A 19246-nucleotide genomic window follows, 5' to 3' on the forward strand; every position below is an offset into this window, starting at 1 on the left:
AGCCTAACCATGACACGCAAAATTCTGGTCACTTCCGCGCTGCCCTATGCCAACGGCAGCATCCACCTCGGCCACATGGTCGAGCATATCCAAACCGACGTCTGGGTGCGTTTTCAAAAATTGCGCGGCAACGAGTGCTACTACTGCTGCGCCGATGATACCCACGGCACGCCCGTCATGCTGGCGGCGCAAAAGCAGGGTGTGAAACCCGAAGACATGATTGCCCGCGTGCGCGAGGAGCATTTGGCCGACTTTACCGGCTTTCTCATCGGCTACGACAATTACTATTCCACCCATTCGCCGGAAAACAAAGCCCACAGCGAGGCGGTGTACTGCGCTTTGAAAGCCAACGGCAAAATCGAAAACCGCGTCATCGAGCAGCTGTTTGACCCGGAAAAGCAGATGTTCCTGCCCGACCGTTTCGTCAAAGGCGAATGCCCCAAATGCCATGAGCAAGACCAATACGGCGACAACTGCGAGGTGTGCGGCACGACTTACGCGCCGACCGAGCTGATTAAGCCCTATTCCGCCGTATCGGGTGCGACACCGGTGTTGAAAGAATCGGAACACTTCTTCTTCAAATTGGGCGAGTGCGCCGATTATCTGAAAGAATGGACATCCGGCAGCAACCCGCACGACGGCAAGCCGCATTTGCAGCCGGAAGCCTTGAACAAAATGAAAGAATGGCTGGGCGAGGGCGACGAAACTTCGCTGTCGGATTGGGACATTTCCCGCGACGCGCCCTATTTCGGCTTTGAAATTCCCGATGCGCCGGGCAAATATTTCTATGTATGGCTGGACGCGCCGGTGGGCTACATGGCTTCGTTCCAAAACCTGTGCGACCGTATCGGCTTGGATTTCAAAGAATTTTTCAAGGCCGACAGCCAAACCGAGATGTACCACTTTATCGGCAAGGATATTCTGTATTTCCACGCCCTATTCTGGCCGGCCATGCTGCATTTTAGCGGCCACCGCGCCCCCAGCGGCGTGTATGCGCACGGCTTTCTGACCGTGGACGGCCAAAAAATGTCCAAATCGCGCGGCACGTTTATCACCGCCAAATCCTATTTGGAACAAAAACTCAATCCCGAATGGATGCGTTACTACATCGCCGCCAAGCTCAACAGCAAAATCGAAGACATCGACTTGAATCTGCAAGACTTTATCTCGCGTGTGAACAGCGATTTGGTCGGCAAATACGTCAACATCGCCGCCCGCGCCGCTGGTTTTATCGCCAAACGCTTTGAAGGCCGTCTGAAAAACGTGGCCGACAGCGCATTGCTGGCAAAATTGGCCGCCGAGAGCGACAACATCGCCGAGTCCTACGAAAACCGCGAATACGCCAAAGCCCTGCGCGACATCATGGCGCTGGCCGACAGCGTGAACGAATATGTGGACGCGAACAAGCCGTGGGAATTGGCCAAGCAGGAAGGGCAGGAAGCGCGTTTGCATGAAGTATGCAGCGAGCTGATTAACGCCTTCTCCATGCTCACCGCTTATCTGGCGCCGGTATTGCCGAACGTCGCCACCCAAGCCGCCGCGTTCCTGAATATTCCCGCCTTTACTTGGGCATATACCCGCGAAACCTTGGGCGAGCACACCATCAACAAATACGAGCATCTGATGCAGCGCGTGGAGCAAAAACAGGTGGACGACTTAATCGAAGCCAACAAACAATCCATCCAAGCCGCCGCACCTGCCGCCGAAGCGTCAACATATGAGCCGGTTGCCGAGCAAGCCAGCTTTGACGACTTTATGAAAATCGACATGCGCGTGGCCAAAGTGTTGAACTGCGAGGCGGTCGAAGGCAGCAGCAAACTGCTGAAATTCGATTTGGACTTCGGTTTTGCGCAACGCGTGATTTTCTCCGGCATTGCCGCCAGCTACCCGAATCCTGCCGAACTCAACGGCCGCATGATAATCGCCGTCGCTAACTTCGCCCCGCGCAAAATGGCCAAATTCGGCATGTCCGAAGGCATGATTCTTTCCGCTGCCACCCAAGACGGCAAACTGCGCCTTTTGGATGTGGACGAAGGCGCGCAGCCGGGGGATAAAGTGGGCTAAACCGCTTTTGTTATCATGAAAATGCCGTCTGAAAATGATATGATTTTCAGACGGCATTTTTTGTTAGAAAAAGGAGATTGAGATGATTGCTGCTTTGATTGGAATGATTATATCGGTGGCTGTTGCAGTTGTATCAATTTTTTCTTTTTGGTTCTTTTTAGCTGTGGTGATTGTGTTGGCCATTTGGTTATCCGCATGGCCGTGGGCTTTGGTTTTCCAAATATTAGGTTTTGCTTTATGCGGTTTGTGGTTGTTGAGCATATTGCTGCAACGGAATCATAAAAAAGATTCATATGATATTAATATGGAGTCGGGTAATGATTGGGTTCATGCTTTGGATGAAAAAATGCAGAATTTGAACGAACGTCTAGGCTTACCCCACAAATTAACTAAAGGCCAAAGTGTTGCAGGTATTTCGTTTATTATCTTTTTATTGGTTTTGAATTTTTTATTAGATTACTATCCGAATCATTGGGCAGGGAAGGCTGCAGCAATGTGTTTGGCTTTTATTATTCTTCCTTTGACTGTTGGTTTAGGTATATGGTTGTTGTGGCGTATTGTTAAATTAGTCATTATGCGGTACAGAAAATCTTGAGAACCCGTATCGCGGGCATATGCGCACTTGAATTATTTTTCAGACGGCATTTTTACTAAATCAAGTATAATACGCGCCGAAAAAATCCCATTTATCTGATTATTTAAAGGAATCCCCATGACCCTCCCCGCCTGCCCGCAATGCCAATCCGAATACACCTATGAAGACGGCGATATGCTGGTCTGCCCCGAATGCGCCCACGAATGGAAAGCCGGCGAAACGGCGGCCGATGACGAAGCGTTGGTCGTGAAAGATGCCAACGGCGCGGTATTGGCCGACGGCGATACCGTGGTATTGATTAAAGATTTGAAAGTCAAAGGCAGCTCGATGGTCATCAAGCAGGGCACTAAAGTAAAAGGTATCCGTTTGCAGGAAGGCGACCACAATATCGGTTGCAAAATCGACGGCAGCCCGATGAACCTGAAATCGGAATTTGTGAAAAAAGCGTAATCGGCGTATCATTAATACCTTGATTTTAAACAAAGGCCGTCTGAAACAGATTCTGTTTCAGACGGCCTTTGTTGTATTTAAATTAACGGTGTTTGCTTCTCATTTACTGTGCACCCACCACCACAATCTGCAAATCATCAAATTTCACGCGGCGTTGCCAAGCGTCTTTGACCTGTTCGGCAGTAATTTTTTCCACAGCCTGCGGGTAGGCTTCGAGATAATCGTCGGGCAGATTGTTTAAGCCGATTAAACTCAAATAGTTCAAAAGTTTGGCATTGGAATCATAGCGCAGCGGGAAGCTGCCGATGATGTTGTCTTTGGCCTGTTGCAGCTCGGCTTCGGTCGGGCCTTCAGCGATAAATTGTTCTACCACCGCTTTCGTATCGGCAAGCGCGGCGCGGGTGTTTTTCTTTTGCGTGGAAAAGGCAATGCTAAAGGGGCCGGCTTCGGTGGCCGGTTCGAGGCTGCTGTACACGCCGTAAGTGTAGCCGTGTTTGTCGCGCAAGACTTTCATCAGGCGGCTGTCGAAACCGCCGCCGCCGAGGATGTAGTTGCCCACCACCAGCGCGTAATAGTCGGGATCGTGGCGTTTAATCAGCGGCATACCGATGATGACTTGCGCCTGTTCGCCGGCAAAGGGGATGTCGCGCCGCTGCGCGGGCTGTTTTTCCACAGGCGGAATACTGCGTTCGGCGGTGGCTTTTGCGGGCAGACCGTGCAAAGTTTCCCTTACCAGTTTTTCCGCTTGGTGGCGGTTGATGTCGCCGACAATGGCGACCACGGCGTTGTCTTTGCCGTAGCGGGTTTGATGGAAGGCGCGGATGTCGTTTAGCGTTACGTTATTCAGACTGGCGACGGAAACATTGGCGCTGTTGCCGTAGGGGTGGCTGCCGTAGGCCAGTTGGGTAAAGGTGCGCGAGGCGGTAAAGTCGGGCGTGGTTTCCATCTGCTGCAAGGCGGTAATAGCCTGTTTTTGGCGGCGGGCAAACACGGCGGGGTCAAAGCGCGGCGCGGTCAGCGATTGGTTGAGCAGCTTGGCCGCCTGCTTGAGGTTGGCACTTTTGCTCAGGCTGCGCAGGCCGGCCGAGGCGCTTTCTTGGCCGCTGTCGCTGCTGATGTTGGCGGCGATGTCGTTGGTTTTTTCGTTGAACGCTTCTTCATCCAGCGTTTTGGTGCCGTCGGTGAGGAGTGCGGCGGTAAATTCGGCCACCTGGCTTTTGCCCTGCGGATTAAACGCGCTGCCCGCACCTTTGAAATTGACTTCCATATCGACAATGGGATTTTCATGGCGCTCGACCAGCAGGATTTGCGTCCCCTCGGCGGTGGTCCAGCGTTGGATGTCCACGGCGGCTTGGGCACTCAGCGGCAGCAGGGTGATTAAGGCGGCAATCAAGGGTTGGAATTTCATATTGGGCTTTCGTGACGGAGGCCGTCTGAAACTTTAAAAACAAGGGTTTAGTAATACGGAAAATGCCGGTTCGGGCAGATTGCCCGCATGTTCAGACGGCCTTATTTGCCTTCCGGCTCGACCACCACCACGCTGGAGCGCTTGTCGGTTAACAAGCGTGCCGCCGCCTGCACATCGGCGGCGCTGACCTGTTGCAGACGGCGGCGGATTTCGGTCTCATCGCCGTAGGCAAAACCGCGTGTTTCCAAGCGTCCCGTCATGGAGGCTTGCGTGGTCATGGCGTCGCGGGCATAGATTTCGGCGGCTTCGGCGCGTTTTTTGACGCGCTTGAGTTCGGCTTGGGAAACGCCGTTGTCGGCAATATCTTGGATTTCAGCGCGAATCTGCGCCAATAAGTCCTGCTCGGATACACCGCCCGTCGGCATGGCAATCACGCTAAAGAGCGGCATTTCGCGGCTGAGGATGTCGTAATTCACGCCTATGCTCAAGGCGCTCTGCTTGCCGCGCACCAGATGTTTATCCAGGCGGCTGGAAGAATTGCCGCTTAAAATATCCGACAAAATATCCAGCGCATACGGCATTTTGTCGCTGACGTTTTGCAAGGCGGGTACGCGGTACGACAACGCGATTAAAGGCTGGCGAGTCACGGCGGAAGTGGTTTTCGCGGACACAGGCGCGCGCTCGGCCTGCTCGCGCAAATCATTGCGCGGCGGCAGGGGTTTGGCCGGAATTTGGCCGAACAGCTTGGCGGCCGTCTGAATCGTGGCGGCGGCATCCACATCGCCGACAATCACCAGCGTGGCGTTGTTGGGCGCATACCATTGCTTGTACCACGCGCGTAAATCTTCGGCTTGGAGCGTGTGCAAATCGTCCATATAGCCGATAACCGGCGCACGCAGCGACGGCACGGTAAAGGTGTTCAGAAACACATGTTCCCACAGCTTGCCGCCGGCGGAATCTTCCGTGCGCTGGCGGCGCTCTTCGCGGATAACGCTCATTTCGTTGGCAAAATCCTTGTCGCTGAAATTCAGATTTTGCATACGGTCGGCTTCCAAGGCCAACACTTCGGGCAGCTTGGCGGCGGCGATGTTTTCGTAATACACCGTTTCGCTGCGGTTGGTGTAGGCATTGTTTTTACCGCCCAAAGCTGATACGCGGCGGCTGAATTCGCCTGCCGGTACATCCGGTGTGCCCTTAAACATCATATGCTCGAGCGCGTGGGAAAGGCCGGTTTTGCCCGGCTTTTCATCAATGCTGCCGACTTTGTACCACAGCTGCGACACGGCCACCGGTGCGCGGCGGTCTTCTTTGACGATGATTTTCAGGCCGTTGGGCAGGGTTTGCGACAGCGTTTGCGCCCAAACGGGTGCGGTCAGCGCCAACAGCAAGGCCGTCCACAGGTTTTTGCGTAACATGGATGTTCCTAAACATAAATGATTGTCTGTATGATAAGGGATGAAGCGGGAATAATAAAGGCCGTCTGAAAACCTCATGGTGTCTGATTTTATCGGCATAGCAAGGGAAATGGTTTTTCAGACGGCCTGCTGCGCGTAAGCCGTAATTTAACTACAATACAAGCTGATTCAAATCAAGCCCTTGCCATTCGGAACTTTACCGTTTTGCCGCGTTCGCGCATAATAAAGCCGTAAATGTGTCTTTTTTCCATTCCAACCAAAAAGGAAACCGATATGGCATTTTTGAAACTGACCGAGCAAAACGTACAAGGCAAAACCGTCCTGATCCGCGCCGACATGAACGTCCCATTTAAAGACGGCAAAATCAGCGACGACACCCGTATCCGTGCGTCTTTGGCTTCCATCAAATACTGCTTGGACAACGGCGCGTCCGTCATCGTCATGACCCACCTCGGCCGTCCGACCGAAGGCGAATTCCACCCCGAAGACGACGTGGCGCCGGTAGCCGCGCATTTGGGCGGATTGCTGGGCAAAGAAGTGAAAGTGCTGAACGACTGGCGCGAAAACAAACCGGTATTGAACGCTGGTAACGTGGTCATGCTGCAAAACGTGCGCATCAACAAAGGCGAGAAGAAAAACGATTTGGAGCTGGGCAAAGCCTACGCTTCATTGTGCGACATCTTCGTCAACGACGCCTTCGGCACCGCCCACCGCGCCCAAGCCTCTACTGAAGCCGTGGCGCAAGTAGCGCCCGTGGCCTGCGCAGGCGTATTGATGGCCGGTGAGCTCGACGCTTTGGGCAAAGCCCTGAAAGACCCTGCCCGCCCGATGGTTGCCATCGTTGCCGGCAGCAAAGTTTCTACCAAGCTGACCATTTTGAACTCTCTGGCTGACAAAGTGGATACCCTGATTGTCGGCGGCGGCATTGCCAACACCTGCCTGTTGGCGCAAGGCAAAGAAGTCGGCAAATCGCTGGTTGAAGCCGACTTGGTGGACGAAGCCAAAAAAATCATGGACAAAATGGCCGCACGCGGCAACCCGATTCCGCTGCCGGTGGACAGTATTACCGCCACCGAGTTCGCCGAAAACGCCACGCCTTACGAGCGCGACGTCGATGCGATTCCGGCCAACGAAGAAATCCTCGACATCGGCCCGAAATCCCGCGAACGCCTGGCCGAAATTCTGAAAAACGCCGGTACCATCGTATGGAACGGCCCGGTCGGTGTGTTTGAATTCGACAACTTCGCCGGCGGCACCGAAGCCGTGGCGCACGCCATCGCCGACAGCAACGCCTTCTCCATCGCAGGCGGCGGCGACACCTTGGCCTCCATCGCCAAATTCGGCGTGACCGACAAAATCAGCTACATCTCCACCGGCGGCGGCGCGTTCCTGGAATTTTTGGAAGGCAAAGAGCTGCCTGCGGTTGCGATTTTGGAAAAACGCGGCGCGTAAAGTAGCAACAGCAAGGTAAATCTTGCATGATGAAGAAAACCGGAGCAGGGCTTGTTTGCCTGTTCCGGTTTTTTATACAAGTTTGGCTGAACGCCAATGAAAAATAAAAGGCCGTCTGAAAGATTTTTTATTTTTCAGACGGCCTGCTAATCGTTTATTCGCTTGTACTGTATTGGCGGATGGAAAATCAAAGAAGCAGTTAGGATTTTATATAGAAACGGTTTTTCAGAGTAAAAGCAGAAATCAGGGTAGCAGTGGCGACAATGCAGCCCAAAATCAGATAGGTAGTGTGAAAACCGTAGCCGTCGTATAGCCTGCCGACAAAGGTGGACATCAGCATGGTGGCAATCTGTTTGGCAAAATGGCAGGCAACCAGATAAATGGTGGCGGAAAAGCGCACTTCAAAAACTTGAGTAATGTATTTAAACAGGCCGACCAAATAAAACGGCACCTCAAACATATGCAGGGTTTTCAATATCACTACTTGCCACGCAGAAGTTGCAAAAGACGAGCCCAAAATGCGGATACTCATGATTCCGCCAGCAATCAATAGGGCATTTTTGGCGCCGATACGGTTGATAATCAGCGGTACAAAAAACATGATGCAGGCATTGAGCAGCTCACCGCCGGTGGTGACATAGCCAAACATTTCTGTTCCCTTGGCTTTCGAGCTAAAAAACGAGGTAAAAAAGTTAGCAAATTGGTGGTCGTAAATATCGTAAATGCAGGCTACGCCGACGATATACAGCAGCAATGCCCAAAATTTACCTTGTTTGAGCAGCGCCAGTGCCTGCGGTAGTGTTACCGGATTGGCATTGTCGGTTTGGGCGGATATTTCGGCTGAGGTATCTACTTTTGCCAGAGCAAGCAGGATAAGCAGTACAACTGCGCCGCACGACCCTAACCAAAAGACCCAATTTGGATTAATGTTGAAAATATTACCCACCAAAGAGGCACAAATGCCCCAACCAATCATGCCAAACATCCTAGCGCGACCATATTCAAAATGACTGCTGCGGCTGACTTTTTCCACATAGGCTTCTGAGGCCGCGCTGCCACCGGCAAAAGCAAAACCCATATAAGCGCCGCCTGCGGTTGCTCCGAGCCAGATATTTTGTTGCAATAGCGGGGCAAACACATAAATAAAAAACGGGGCAAAAAACAGCAATACCACGGCGATAACCCACAGCAAATGCTTTTTCAGCCCCAATTTGTCGGACACATAGCCGAACACCGGTTGGAAACACAGCGCAAAAAAGGAAATGGCAGAGAAAACCAAACCTGTTTCTGTTTTGTTCAGACCGTTGACATCGCTCAACCAAATCGGCAAAAACGGGTAACAGGTCGCCATGATGAAGAAATAAATCAGGATATAGCTGCTGAAAATCCAGTAATTACGGTTTTTCAGATAAAAGCAGCCGGTGGTTTCGGGTTGCATCATTTGCTCCTTAGCAGTTGGATTTTGCGAAATGTTAACGTTAACAAAATATTTTTTCAAGATAGAAATAAACGCAAGTTTGATTCAAATCAGAAAAATAGTTAACGTTAACATTTTCTCCGGTTTCGGGTACAATGGGTCATTGTCTATTCAACAACGCAGGTAAACATGGCTTCCCTCAAAGATGTGGCAAAACGGGCGGGTGTCTCGCTGATGACGGTTTCCCGCGCCCTCAATAATCCAGGAAAACTATCGCAAGCCACCTTAGATAAAGTGCGGCAGGCTGTGGCCGAATTGAATTATGTGCCCAATGCTGCCGCGCAGAGCATACGCTCGGCCTCCGCCGACAGCATAGGTGTTTTGTCGCTGGGTACAGCTACCACACCGTTTTCCGTTGAAATGCTGTTGGCGGTGGAAAAAACTGTGCGGCAACACCGATGGCACTCTTTTGTGATTAATGCTTTTGAAAATGATGAAGCAGAAATGGCGCAGGCCGTCGAGCAGCTGTTGGCGCACCGTCCGAGCGGCATCATCATTGCGCGTAACGGTTTGAAAAAGGTGAAGATACCGGCGGCGTTGCGCCATCTGCCGGTGGTATTGGCCAACTGCGTCAGCGATGATTGGGCGGCGGCCTGTTATGTGCCCGATGATTATCGGGGGCAAAAAGCGATAGCAAAATTATTGGCGCAGCGCGGCTACAAGCGGCCGCTGTTTTTGCACATTCCGCACAACTACATCGCGACCGAACGGCGTAAAGCAGCGTTTGAAGATGTGTGGAACAATGTGCCTGAGGCGGCGCAGCCGGTGCAGTATTTTATGCCGACCGACGGCGAAAATTATTTTGAGGGCGCTTTACCGTTGATTGAAATGTTGGATAAACACCCGCAGGATTTTGATTTTGATGTGGTGGTGTGCGGTAACGACCGCATTGCCTTCGTGGTGTATCAGGCGCTGTTGGCAAAAGGCTTTCGCATTCCGCAAGACGTAGCGGTAACGGGTTATGACAATATGGTGGGCGTCAGCCATTTGTTTCTGCCGCCGCTGACGACTGTGCAGCTGCCGCATTATCAGATGGGCGAGCAGGCTGCGCTGCATATCATCGAAAACCGGCAGGATACAGAGATTCATCCGATTGATTGCCCGCTGGTGTTGGGACAATCCTGCTAGAGCGCACCATATTTATCTGCGGTATTGATAGATGACAAATAAGGCCGTCTGAAAAATTAATTTTTCAGACGGCCTTATTATTAAACCAAACAGTATTACTGTCCGCCGGCGCGCGTCCCGCCCGGGCCGTACACAGCGTTCCAGGCGGAATCGAGTTGTTGTCCGGCTTGTTGCAGCTCGGTGGCCTGTTGCGATTTGAGCGAGGTGGCGGTTTGCAGCTCGCCTTGCAGACGGGTAATGTCTTCCTGCGCTTTGCGCTGGCGCTCTTGCGCGTCGGTCAAGTCGGTTTGCAGCGAGATGATTTTGCTGTCGTTGTCGCTTTGCTTTTTCAACACGGCGCGGTAATTGGCTTGCGCACTGTGCAAGACATCGTCGGCTTGGTCGGCCAATACCGGCGCGGCGGTGCTTAAGGCGGCGAGCAGAAGAAGGATGTGTTTCATCATCAATCCTTTTGTCGGGCGGGTTGGTCTCCCGCCTAATAGTGTGAAATCAATAACAACCAAACGGCGGAGCTTGGGATATTGTTCCAGCAGGGTTAGGGAATGTTGGGTTTTCAACCCAACCTACATTTTTAATCGGCTTTTGTCTGTCAACAATACCGTAAAGGCCGTCTGAAAATGAAAATATTTTCAGACGGCCAATCGGTTTATGCGCGGATACGGCGCAAGACTTCCTCTTTGCCGATTAAGGCCAAAACCGCATCAACGCTCGGGGTTTTCGCTGTGCCGCATACGGCCAGGCGCAGCGGCATGCCGAGTTTGCCCATTTTGATGCCTTCGGCGTCGCAGAAGGGCTTGAACAGATCGTGTATGCTTTCGGCGTTCCAATCGGTTAGGCCTTCCAGCAGATCGGCAAAGCGCAGCATACGTGCGGCGGCTTCGTCGTCCCAATGTTTGGCGACATCGGCCTCGGCCGGCGTTTGCTTTTTGTAGAAATACAGGCACTCATCGGCCAGCGTGTTCAAATCTTGCGCACGGTCTTTCACCAGCGCCAACACTTCTGCCAGCGGCGGCTCGTTGGTGTCGGTCAGGCCGCGCACGGCCAAGCGGTCTTTGAGCAATTCGGCCAATTCTTCGTTGGGCGTGATTTTGATGTGTTCGCCGTTAATCCACAGCAGTTTTTTCATGTCCATGCGGCTGGGTGACGGGGAAACGTCTTTCAAATCAAACCATTCGATAAACTGCTGCATGGTGAAAAATTCGTCGTCGCCGTGCGCCCAACCCAAACGCGCCAGATAATTCAGCATGGCTTCAGGCAGAATGCCCATCGCGCCGAAATCGGTAATGGCCACGGTATCGCCGCTGCGTTTGGAGATTTTTTTGCCTTGTTCGTTGAGAATCATCGGCAGGTGGGCGTATTGCGGCGGGGTCGCGCCCATGGTTTTTAAGATATTGATTTGTTTCGGGGTGTTGTTGACATGGTCGTCGCCGCGAATGACATGGGTAATGCCCATGTCGAAGTCGTCCACCACCACGCAGAAATTGTAGGTGGGTGTGCCGTCGGCGCGGGCGATAATCAAATCGTCCAGCGCTTCGTTGGGAATGCTGATGTCGCCTTTGACCAAATCCGTCCACGCGGTTACGCCGTCCAGCGGGGTTTTGAAGCGGACAACGGGTTCGCGGCCTTCTGGAATCTCGGGCAGGGTTTTACCCGGCTCGGGACGCCAGCGGCGGTCGTAAGTGGCTGTGCCTTCTTTTTCCGCTTTTTCGCGCATGGCTTCCAGCTCTTCTTTGCTGCAATAGCAGTAGTAGGCCGCGCCTTTTTCCAACAGCTCGGCGATGACTTCTTTGTAGCGGTCGAAACGCTGGGTTTGGTAGATGACGTTGTCGGCGTTGTCGTAGTTGAGGCCGACCCATTTCATGCCGTCGAGAATGATGTTGACGGATTCGGCGGTGGAACGCGCCAAGTCGGTGTCTTCGATACGCAGCAGGAATTCGCCTTTGTGGTGGCGGGCAAACGCCCAAGAAAACAGCGCGGTGCGCACGCCGCCGATGTGCAGATAACCGGTGGGGCTGGGGGCAAAACGGGTTTTGACAGTCATGGATGGGTTTCCCGAAAATGAAAAATTTAAAGCATTATTGTAACCGCTGGGGCGGGAAGCTGCCAGATTATCCGCAGCGGCGCTTGGTGCGGATATGCAAAAGGCCGTCTGAAAGTTTCAGACGGCTCGGGTTTATTTCTTGCGCAACACGCTCCACGCATACAGCGCCACGCCTACCCACACCCACAGGTAGCCGGTAAAGCGCTGCATATTAAACGCTTCGCCGAACAGCGTCAGCCCGAGCAGAAACTGCATACTCGGCGAAATATATTGAATCATGCCCAAATCGCCGAGGGAAATGCGCTTGGCACCGGCGGCAAACATCAACAGCGGGATGACCGTAATCGCGCCCGAGCCGACCAAAACCGAGATTTGCAAGGTATCCAAACTGCCGAACACCAGCGCTCCTTGTTGCGCGGTATAGGCCAGATACGCCAGTGCGAAGGGTAACATCAGCAGCGTTTCCAGCGTCATGCCGGTCAGCGAATCTAACGGGGCAAGTTTGCGCACCAGCCCGTAAAGGCCGAAGCTGCCCGCCAGCAGCAGCGACACCCACGGCATGTGTCCGGCGGGGACGGCCAGCCACAATATGCCGACCAGCGCGAGTGTCAGCGCCGCCAGCTGCATGCGGTTTAGCATTTCTTTGAAAAACAAACGCCCCAGCAGGACGTTAACCAGCGGCGCGATGAAATAGCCCAAGCTGGCGTCGAGAATATGATGGTGGGTAATCGCCCACAAATACACCAGCCAGTTGAGCGAAATCGCCGCCGCCGAGCAAACGAAGGTCAGCAGCAGCTTGCGGTTGGCGATGGCTTTGAGCAGCGTGCCGCCCTGCTTCATCAACAGCAAAACGATGACGGAAAATACCGACGACCAGCTGATACGCTGCGCCAGAATCTGCGCCGCGTCCATGTCCATATTGGCGCCGGTAATCGGATACCAATAGAGCGGGAACAGCCCCCATATAAAATAGCAGCCGAAGGCGTAGAGCAGGCCTTTGCGGTATTCGTCGGTGTGTGGAGAAGGTGTGTGCATGGTGTTTTATTTTTGAATAAATCCGGTTTCAGACGGCCTTGCCTTTCAAAGGCAGCTTGATGTGCGGTTTGACCTTAACCGCCGGTTTTTCTTCCACAATCGGAATGGTTTTTAACCCCAAATCAATTAGCTGCTGCTCGCTCAAAAGATTGCTCCAGTCGCCGTGTTTGTACCACTCGGGGCCGTCCAGCTCGATGGGGTGCTGGATGCGCTCGCAGCCGTTGCCGCATTGCAGGTCTTCTTCTTTGCAGTATTTATCGCAGCCCCAGCAAATGCGTTCGGGATGTTTGGGGGCGACGGGGAATTTTTTGGCCATGCTGTGTCTCTTGATTGATTTGTTTTTATTCGGGAAAGTCTGTTCATGAAATTATAAATGATTTTGTAGGCCGTCTGAAACGGTTGCGGCGGCTTTTACCTGATTTGAAGGGGGAAGGTTAAGGTGGGTTAGCGGCGAATGATGAAAAATGCCGTCTGAAACATGGCATGTTTCAGACGGCATTGGTTATCTAACGGCTTCAGCCGAAGCGATTATTTCTTCTCTTTCTCTGGGCGCACCCAGCCTTCAATCACGGTTTGGCGGGCGCGGGCGACGACCAGTTTGCCCTCTTCGCAGTCTTTGGTAATCGCGCTGCCTGCGCCGGTGGTGACGCGGTTGCCGATTTTCACCGGCGACACAATCACGCTGTTGGAACCGATACGCACTTCGTCGCCGATTTCGCTGCGGTATTTATTGACACCGTCGTAGTTGGCGATGATGGTGCCCGCGCCGAAGTTGGTTTTGCTGCCGACGGTGGCGTCGCCGATGTAGGTCAGGTGGTTGGCTTTGGTGCCGCTGCCGATAGAGGCGTTTTTCACTTCGACGAAGTTGCCGATGTGTACGCCGTCGGCAAGTTTGGCGTTCGGACGCAGGCGGGCGTACGGGCCGATGTGGTTGTCGGTGCCGACTTCGCAGTCTTCCAAATGCGAGAACGGGGCGATTTTGCTGCCCGCGCCGATTTTGGCGTTTTTGATGACGCAGTTGGCGCCGATTTCCACATCGTCACCCAGCTCGACATTGCCTTCAATCACGACGTTGACATCAATCACCACGTCTTGGCTGTGGGTCAGCGTGCCGCGCAAATCGAAACGCGCCGGGTCGCGCAGGGTTACGCCCGCTTTGAGCAAGGCTTGCGCTTGGTCGCGTTGGTAAATGCGTTCCAATTCGGCCAGCTGCACTTTATTGTTCACGCCTGCCGCCAGATAAGAGGCGCGTACCTGCACGGGATGAACCGCCACGCCGTCGCGGTTGGCCAGCGCAATCAGGTCGGTCAGGTAATACTCGCCTTGGGCGTTGTCGCTGGACAAGGCGTTCAGCCATGCTTCCAATTTGCCGTTGGGCAAGACCAAAATGCCGGTATTGGTTTCTTTGACGGCTTTTTGCTCGTCGTTGGCGTCTTTTTCTTCGACAATGGCCACGACTTTGTCGCCTTCGCGGATAATGCGGCCGTAGCCGGTGGGGTCGTCCAACACGTCGGTCAAGAGGCCGACTTCGTCACCGGCGGCGTCCAGCAGGGTTTGCAGTGTTTTGACATCGGTCAGCGGCACGTCGCCGTACAACACCAGCGTGCTGCCGGTATAGGGCAGGTATGGCAGGGCGGTTTTGACGGCGTGGCCGGTACCGAGTTGCTCGGTTTGCTCGACCCACTCGACGTCGCGTTGGATTTTGGCCAATACCTGCTCTTTGCCGTGGCCGATGACCACGCAGATGTTTTGCGGATTAAGCTGGGCGGAGGTATCAATCACGCGCTGCAACATCGGCTCGCCGCCGATTTCGTGCAACACCTTGGGCATTTTGGAATACATGCGCGTGCCTTTGCCGGCCGCGAGGATAACGATGTTTAAAGGGGTTTGACTCATAAGATGATGACCTTCGTAAATTCGGTAGATGAAAACAGCCGCTCCTGCCGACGGTGGGTCGGGAGGCCGGCCATGCAAGATGTTTGTGCAAGCGGATGGGGCGGCAGGCGGCAAAAAATGTCTGCTGTGCAGCGGCTGCTTTTGCCGTATGCCGTGGGGTTTTCAGACAGCCTTGCTGTTATTCGGCCGTTTCGCTGCTTTGCGCGCCGGGCTGTTGCCAAGTTGTGCCGCGCACTTCCTGCTCGGTGCGGCTGTTGGGCTTGACGGCGTGTTGCTCGGGGCGGAACTGGTTGTAGTTCATGTTGCGCGAATACGTGCCGTCTTGGTAATACACGCGTGTACCCTGTTCGTATTTTTGGCGCAGCGCGGTGGTGCCGTCGGGCTTTTGATAGGTTTCCCAAGTGCAGCCGCTCAGGGCGGCGGCAGCGGCAATCATTAGGGCTAAGTAACGCATGATGTCGGTTTCCTTGTGTTTGAACGGGATGGGCAGAATATGTTATTGAGGCTTATTGTAGTGGATTTCAGACGGCAAATCATCGGCCTTTGTGTGATTTTTCGCTGCCCAAGCGCCCAATACCGCCATATCGTGCGCGGCAAAATCGACAAAGGGCAAATCGTGGCTCTTCTGCCCGAACCACACCGTACCCATGCCCAGCGCTTTGGCGGCGTGCAGGTTGTCGGCGCTGTCGTCTATCATGATACAGTTTGCCGGTGTCGTGCGCAGTAAGCGACAAACGGTCAGATAGGCTTGCGGATTGGGCTTGTAGAGGAGGTCGAAATCTTCCGTGCCTGCCAGCAGCTCGAAATAGGGGGTAATGCCCATCGCGTCGGTGAGGGCGCGCACGTAAAACGACGGGCCGTTGGAAAACACGGCCTTGTGCCCTTTCAGACGGCCTAATGCTTCATGCGTTCCCACCATCGGCGTGAGTTTGCTTAAAATCTGCGGCAGCGGGTGGCATTCGCGCAAAAATTCGCCGATGTCGATTTCGGGGTGGTGGATTTGCAAACCGGCCAGCGTTGCGCCGTAGCGGTGCCAATAGTCTTGGCGCAGCTGCGAGGCTTGCTCGCGCGGCAGGTTCAGACGGCCTGCCATGTAGTTGGTCATGCTGGTGTTGATGAGTTGGAAAATGCCGGCGTCGGCATTGTGCAGGGTGTTGTCGAGGTCAAACAGCCAAACGGTTTCGCTCATGTTGCTATTGCTGGATTTATTGGTATCATCGCATTGTAACGCATACCTACAACGCATACACACAAGGAAAAAATCATGCAGAAACTGTTTGCCCTGTTTGCCGCGCTGGTGTTGAGCGCCGCCGCCCACGCACAAACCGAAGTGCGGCTGGCGGTGCACAGCTCGTTCAGCCTGCCCAAAGCAGCCATCGCGCAATTTGAAAAAGACAACCGCGCCAAAGTTGTCGTGATTAAAGCGGGCGACGCGGGCGAAATGCTCAACAAGCTGATTCTCAGCCGCACCAAACCGATTGCCGACGCGGTTTACGGCATTGACAACACTTCCATAGGCAAGGCGCAGCAGGCGGGGATTTTGGCCGACAAGCAGCCTGCTTCCGCGCCGCTCAACGCTGCCATGCCCGTGATACCGGCGGTGGATTACGGCTATGTGGCGCTGAACTACGACAAGCAATGGTTTGCGCAAAAAAAGCTGCTGTTGCCGCAATCTTTGCAGGATTTGACCAAGCCTCAGTATAAAAATTTACTGGTTGTGCCCAACCCCGCCACGTCCAGCCCGGGTTTGGCTTTTTTGCTGGCGAACATCGGCGGCATGGGCGAAGAGGGCGCGTTTCAATGGTGGGGTAAAATGCGCGCCAACGGCGTGAAAGTGGCCAAAGGCTGGAGCGACGCCTATTACACCGACTTTACCCGCAACGGCGGCGCGTATCCGCTGATTGTCAGCTACGCCACCAGCCCGGCGGCGGAGGTGTATTTCAGCAAGGGCAAATACCAAACGCCGCCCACCGGCAATTTATTCTTGAAAGGCGGCGTGTTCCGCCAAGTGGAAGGCGCGGCGGTATTGAAAGGGGCGCAGCAGCCCGCGCTGGCGGCGAAGTTGGTGCAATGGCTGCAAAATCGCGCCGTGCAGCAGGCCGTGCCGTCTGAAATGTGGGTGTATCCGGCGGTAAAAGGTACGCCGCTGCCCAAAGTCTATGAATTTGCGCAAACGCCGAAATTTACCGATTCGCCCAGTCGTGCAGATATTAACAGCAAGCAGAAACAGTGGGTCAGCCGTTGGACGAAAACGGTGTTGCGTTAGCCCCAAAAAAGCCGAAGGCCGTCTGAAACGGAATGTCGTTTCAGACGGCCTTTTCGATGAGAAAATTATGTGAGATTACAGCTTAAACACATGCTCGGCTAATATCGACGCGCCGATTAAAATCAGCACCAAGCCGCCGAGAATTTCCGCTTTATTGCCGATACGTTTGCCCAAACCGCGCCCCAAGTGCAGGCCGATAAAGACCATCAGCGCGGTGGCGCAGCCGATGGTGGCGGCGGTAACGTAGATGTTGATGTCGAGGAAGGCCAAACCCACGCCGACAGCCATCGAATCAATGCTGGTGGCAAACGCCGTGCCGACGGTGGCCATCAGGTTTTGGCTTTTTTTCGGGGCGTCGTCGTCATCTTCATCGCCCCCTTTCAAACCTTCGTAAATCATTTTGCCGCCGAGCAAGACCAGTAGCGTGAACGCCAGCCAGTGATCCCAGCCGTCAATAAACGATTTTGCCGCCGTACCGGCCAGCCAGCCGACTAGCGGGGTGATGGCTTCGATAATGCCAAACAAAAGCGCGGTTTTGACTGCCTCTCCCAAGCGCAGGTTCTGCATGCCCGCGCCCCGCGCAATGGCGGCGGCAAAAGCGTCGGTTGCCATGGCAAACGCCAATAATATCAATGCAGAAACACTCATTCCAGTTCCGATTTCCGAAAGTGCCGAAAACGGTGCATAATACACCAATTCCCTTTACTATTCTATCCGCGCCGTTCAGACGGCCTTTTTCTGCACCAGCCAGCCCGCGCCCACCGCCAGCAAGAGCGGAAACAGCAGCGCCGCCGGTTGGCGCGTCAGCTCCAGCAGAAACAAGACCGCCGTCAGCGGCATACGCTGCATAATGCCCAACATCGCCGCCGCGCCGATGACCGACGCCGTGGCGGTCGGCACGTTGGGCAGATAGGCGTTCCACAGCGGCAGCCAGGCGGCGGTAAAAGTGCTGCCCATCATCATCGACGGCGTAATCAGCCCGCCGAACGCGCCCGCCGCCAGCGCCAGCCAGACCGCAATAAATTTCGCCGCCAGCAGCATCAGGCTGTCGCCCCCCGTCAGCATACCGGCAAATTCCAGCTGGTTGCCCGCCTTGCCGTTGCCCAAAATTTCAGGGAAAGACCCCGCCAACAGCCCGATGAGCGCAAACGCACCCACCGCCAGCCACGCCAGTTTCAGACTGCCGTAGGCTTGCAGCGGCAGGCGGGCAGTGGATTTTTTAAACACATGCGCCAGAAGCGCCGCGCCCAGTCCGGCCACCACCGCAAACGGCAGCGCCGCATGGGGAATCTCCAAGACCGGCAGCGGATACTGCACCAAATCGCCCAAAAGCAGGCGCGATACCGCCGTGGCGGTCAACACCGTCAGCGCCACCGCCGCGATATTGGCCGCATTGATGACCAACACCATCGTTTCCAGCGCAAACACCGTTGCCGCCATCGGCGTGTTATACACCGCCGTCAAACCGGCGGCCGAAGCGCAGGCCAGCAGCATACGCGCTTCGTCGTCGTTCAGCTTTACCCGCCGCAGCCAAGCCGTTGCCGCAGCCACGCTCATTTCGCGCGGCGCCACTTCGCGGCCGAGCGGCGAGCCCATGCCGACGGTAATAATCTGCAACAGCGCATGGACGAAAGTCGTCCGCACCGGCACGCCCTGCTGCGGCTGTTTCAACGATTTGCCGATGGGCACCAGCGGCTTGCCGAAGCGGTGCAGCGCCCACCAGCCGAACCCGGCCACCACGCCGCAGGCCAGCAGCGCCCACCAGCGGCGTATCGGCGCAGCCTGCGCCACGCCCTCGCGGAAACTGCCAGCGTGGTAGCCGAAAGTGGTGTGTTGGATAAAGTGCATGAGTTCGGTCAGGCCGAAACCGATACAGCCGGCAATCACGCCGACCGCCGTCAGCGACACCCAGAAACGCAGCCGCATAAGCCATCCTGTTGATTGAAAAAACGCTATTATACCGTGTTGGATACGGTTGGGATTTGGGATAAAGCCAGGCCGTCTGAAAACGGCGTTTCT

Annotated in this window: 18 protein-coding genes; 6 read left to right on the top strand and 12 right to left on the bottom strand. The window is 54.5% G+C overall.

Annotation, left to right across the window (positions count from 1 at the left end; all coding sequences use genetic code 11):
* The first annotated feature begins 9 nt into the window (after nucleotides 1-9).
* From metG to J2T37_RS05130, 3 genes are all read left to right on the top strand, one after another.
* Nucleotides 10-2064, top strand: coding sequence for a methionine--tRNA ligase (gene metG / locus J2T37_RS05120; RefSeq protein WP_253354247.1), 2055 nt, complete (start codon nucleotides 10-12; stop codon nucleotides 2062-2064).
* Between the two features lie 82 nt (nucleotides 2065-2146).
* Nucleotides 2147-2659: a hypothetical protein gene (locus J2T37_RS05125; protein ID WP_253354249.1), complete on the top strand. Its 513-nt coding sequence runs from the start codon at nucleotides 2147-2149 to the stop codon at nucleotides 2657-2659.
* Between the two features lie 117 nt (nucleotides 2660-2776).
* Nucleotides 2777-3109 (top strand): zinc ribbon domain-containing protein YjdM, encoded by a 333-nt coding sequence (locus J2T37_RS05130; RefSeq protein ID WP_253354251.1) that lies wholly within the window; start codon nucleotides 2777-2779, stop codon nucleotides 3107-3109.
* Nucleotides 3110-3212: 103 nt separating this feature from the next.
* On the opposite strand, the gene J2T37_RS05135 is transcribed toward J2T37_RS05130, so the two are convergent.
* A complete protein-coding gene (locus J2T37_RS05135; RefSeq protein ID WP_253354253.1) occupies nucleotides 3213-4517 on the bottom strand; it encodes a M16 family metallopeptidase in 1305 nt (434 codons plus the stop codon).
* A gap of 101 nt (nucleotides 4518-4618) precedes the next feature.
* Entirely contained in the window at nucleotides 4619-5932 is a 1314-nt protein-coding gene (locus tag J2T37_RS05140) for a M16 family metallopeptidase (RefSeq protein WP_253354255.1), read from the bottom strand.
* 273 nt (nucleotides 5933-6205) lie between these two features.
* Here J2T37_RS05140 and J2T37_RS05145 point away from each other — a divergent pair, with 273 nt between their 5' ends.
* Entirely contained in the window at nucleotides 6206-7384 is a 1179-nt protein-coding gene (locus J2T37_RS05145; protein ID WP_253354257.1) for a phosphoglycerate kinase, read from the top strand.
* Nucleotides 7385-7583: 199 nt separating this feature from the next.
* Here J2T37_RS05145 and J2T37_RS05150 read toward each other — a convergent pair whose 3' ends face one another.
* Nucleotides 7584-8822, bottom strand: a complete 1239-nt coding sequence (locus tag J2T37_RS05150) for an MFS transporter (protein ID WP_253354259.1) — start codon at nucleotides 8820-8822, stop codon at nucleotides 7584-7586.
* Nucleotides 8823-8990: 168 nt separating this feature from the next.
* Between J2T37_RS05150 and J2T37_RS05155 the strand changes: the two genes are divergently transcribed.
* Entirely contained in the window at nucleotides 8991-9989 is a 999-nt protein-coding gene (locus tag J2T37_RS05155) for a LacI family DNA-binding transcriptional regulator (protein WP_253354261.1), read from the top strand.
* A 95-nt stretch (nucleotides 9990-10084) separates the two neighbouring features.
* On the opposite strand, the gene J2T37_RS05160 is transcribed toward J2T37_RS05155, so the two are convergent.
* From J2T37_RS05160 to J2T37_RS05190, 7 genes are all read right to left on the bottom strand, one after another.
* Nucleotides 10085-10429, bottom strand: coding sequence for a hypothetical protein (locus tag J2T37_RS05160; RefSeq protein WP_253354263.1), 345 nt, complete (start codon nucleotides 10427-10429; stop codon nucleotides 10085-10087).
* Between the two features lie 206 nt (nucleotides 10430-10635).
* A complete protein-coding gene (gltX, locus tag J2T37_RS05165; protein WP_253354265.1) occupies nucleotides 10636-12030 on the bottom strand; it encodes a glutamate--tRNA ligase in 1395 nt (464 codons plus the stop codon).
* Between the two features lie 132 nt (nucleotides 12031-12162).
* The gene (gene rarD, locus J2T37_RS05170) at nucleotides 12163-13065 is read right to left on the bottom strand and encodes an EamA family transporter RarD (protein ID WP_253354267.1); all 903 of its coding nucleotides are present in this window, start codon (nucleotides 13063-13065) and stop codon (nucleotides 12163-12165) included.
* Between the two features lie 28 nt (nucleotides 13066-13093).
* Nucleotides 13094-13381, bottom strand: coding sequence for a DUF3079 domain-containing protein (locus J2T37_RS05175; protein WP_253354269.1), 288 nt, complete (start codon nucleotides 13379-13381; stop codon nucleotides 13094-13096).
* Nucleotides 13382-13593: 212 nt separating this feature from the next.
* The gene (gene glmU / locus J2T37_RS05180) at nucleotides 13594-14961 is read right to left on the bottom strand and encodes a bifunctional UDP-N-acetylglucosamine diphosphorylase/glucosamine-1-phosphate N-acetyltransferase GlmU (protein ID WP_253354271.1); all 1368 of its coding nucleotides are present in this window, start codon (nucleotides 14959-14961) and stop codon (nucleotides 13594-13596) included.
* Between the two features lie 178 nt (nucleotides 14962-15139).
* Nucleotides 15140-15415, bottom strand: coding sequence for a spore cortex protein (locus tag J2T37_RS05185; protein ID WP_253354273.1), 276 nt, complete (start codon nucleotides 15413-15415; stop codon nucleotides 15140-15142).
* Nucleotides 15416-15457: 42 nt separating this feature from the next.
* Entirely contained in the window at nucleotides 15458-16150 is a 693-nt protein-coding gene (locus J2T37_RS05190) for a pyrimidine 5'-nucleotidase (RefSeq protein ID WP_253354275.1), read from the bottom strand.
* 75 nt (nucleotides 16151-16225) lie between these two features.
* Here J2T37_RS05190 and J2T37_RS05195 point away from each other — a divergent pair, with 75 nt between their 5' ends.
* Nucleotides 16226-17227, top strand: a complete 1002-nt coding sequence (locus J2T37_RS05195) for a thiamine ABC transporter substrate-binding protein (protein ID WP_253354277.1) — start codon at nucleotides 16226-16228, stop codon at nucleotides 17225-17227.
* A 75-nt stretch (nucleotides 17228-17302) separates the two neighbouring features.
* Here J2T37_RS05195 and J2T37_RS05200 read toward each other — a convergent pair whose 3' ends face one another.
* Nucleotides 17303-17875, bottom strand: coding sequence for a manganese efflux pump MntP (locus J2T37_RS05200; protein ID WP_253354279.1), 573 nt, complete (start codon nucleotides 17873-17875; stop codon nucleotides 17303-17305).
* Nucleotides 17876-17950: 75 nt separating this feature from the next.
* On the bottom strand, nucleotides 17951-19153 hold the full coding sequence (locus J2T37_RS05205; protein WP_253354281.1) for a chloride channel protein: 1203 nt from the start codon (nucleotides 19151-19153) through the stop codon (nucleotides 17951-17953).
* Between the last annotated feature and the right edge of the window lie 93 nt (nucleotides 19154-19246).

The organism is Neisseria perflava (assembly GCF_024170405.1).
Taxonomy (GTDB): Bacteria; Pseudomonadota; Gammaproteobacteria; order Burkholderiales; family Neisseriaceae; genus Neisseria; species Neisseria perflava_B.

Excerpts from the sequence above, each read along its gene's own strand:
- J2T37_RS05195 (WP_253354277.1), top strand. The coding sequence starts at position 16,226 with ATGCAGAAACTGTTTGCCCTGTTTGCCGCGCTGGTGTTGAGCGCCGCC.
- J2T37_RS05160 (WP_253354263.1), bottom strand. The coding sequence starts at position 10,429 with ATGAAACACATCCTTCTTCTGCTCGCCGCCTTAAGCACCGCCGCGCCG.
- J2T37_RS05205 (WP_253354281.1), bottom strand. The coding sequence starts at position 19,153 with ATGCGGCTGCGTTTCTGGGTGTCGCTGACGGCGGTCGGCGTGATTGCC.
- gltX (WP_253354265.1), bottom strand. The coding sequence starts at position 12,030 with ATGACTGTCAAAACCCGTTTTGCCCCCAGCCCCACCGGTTATCTGCAC.
- metG (WP_253354247.1), top strand. The coding sequence starts at position 10 with ATGACACGCAAAATTCTGGTCACTTCCGCGCTGCCCTATGCCAACGGC.
- J2T37_RS05150 (WP_253354259.1), bottom strand. The coding sequence starts at position 8,822 with ATGCAACCCGAAACCACCGGCTGCTTTTATCTGAAAAACCGTAATTAC.
- glmU (WP_253354271.1), bottom strand. The coding sequence starts at position 14,961 with ATGAGTCAAACCCCTTTAAACATCGTTATCCTCGCGGCCGGCAAAGGC.
- J2T37_RS05175 (WP_253354269.1), bottom strand. The coding sequence starts at position 13,381 with ATGGCCAAAAAATTCCCCGTCGCCCCCAAACATCCCGAACGCATTTGC.
- J2T37_RS05145 (WP_253354257.1), top strand. The coding sequence starts at position 6,206 with ATGGCATTTTTGAAACTGACCGAGCAAAACGTACAAGGCAAAACCGTC.
- rarD (WP_253354267.1), bottom strand. The coding sequence starts at position 13,065 with ATGCACACACCTTCTCCACACACCGACGAATACCGCAAAGGCCTGCTC.
- J2T37_RS05155 (WP_253354261.1), top strand. The coding sequence starts at position 8,991 with ATGGCTTCCCTCAAAGATGTGGCAAAACGGGCGGGTGTCTCGCTGATG.
- J2T37_RS05135 (WP_253354253.1), bottom strand. The coding sequence starts at position 4,517 with ATGAAATTCCAACCCTTGATTGCCGCCTTAATCACCCTGCTGCCGCTG.
- J2T37_RS05140 (WP_253354255.1), bottom strand. The coding sequence starts at position 5,932 with ATGTTACGCAAAAACCTGTGGACGGCCTTGCTGTTGGCGCTGACCGCA.
- J2T37_RS05200 (WP_253354279.1), bottom strand. The coding sequence starts at position 17,875 with ATGAGTGTTTCTGCATTGATATTATTGGCGTTTGCCATGGCAACCGAC.
- J2T37_RS05190 (WP_253354275.1), bottom strand. The coding sequence starts at position 16,150 with ATGAGCGAAACCGTTTGGCTGTTTGACCTCGACAACACCCTGCACAAT.
- J2T37_RS05185 (WP_253354273.1), bottom strand. The coding sequence starts at position 15,415 with ATGCGTTACTTAGCCCTAATGATTGCCGCTGCCGCCGCCCTGAGCGGC.
- J2T37_RS05130 (WP_253354251.1), top strand. The coding sequence starts at position 2,777 with ATGACCCTCCCCGCCTGCCCGCAATGCCAATCCGAATACACCTATGAA.
- J2T37_RS05125 (WP_253354249.1), top strand. The coding sequence starts at position 2,147 with ATGATTGCTGCTTTGATTGGAATGATTATATCGGTGGCTGTTGCAGTT.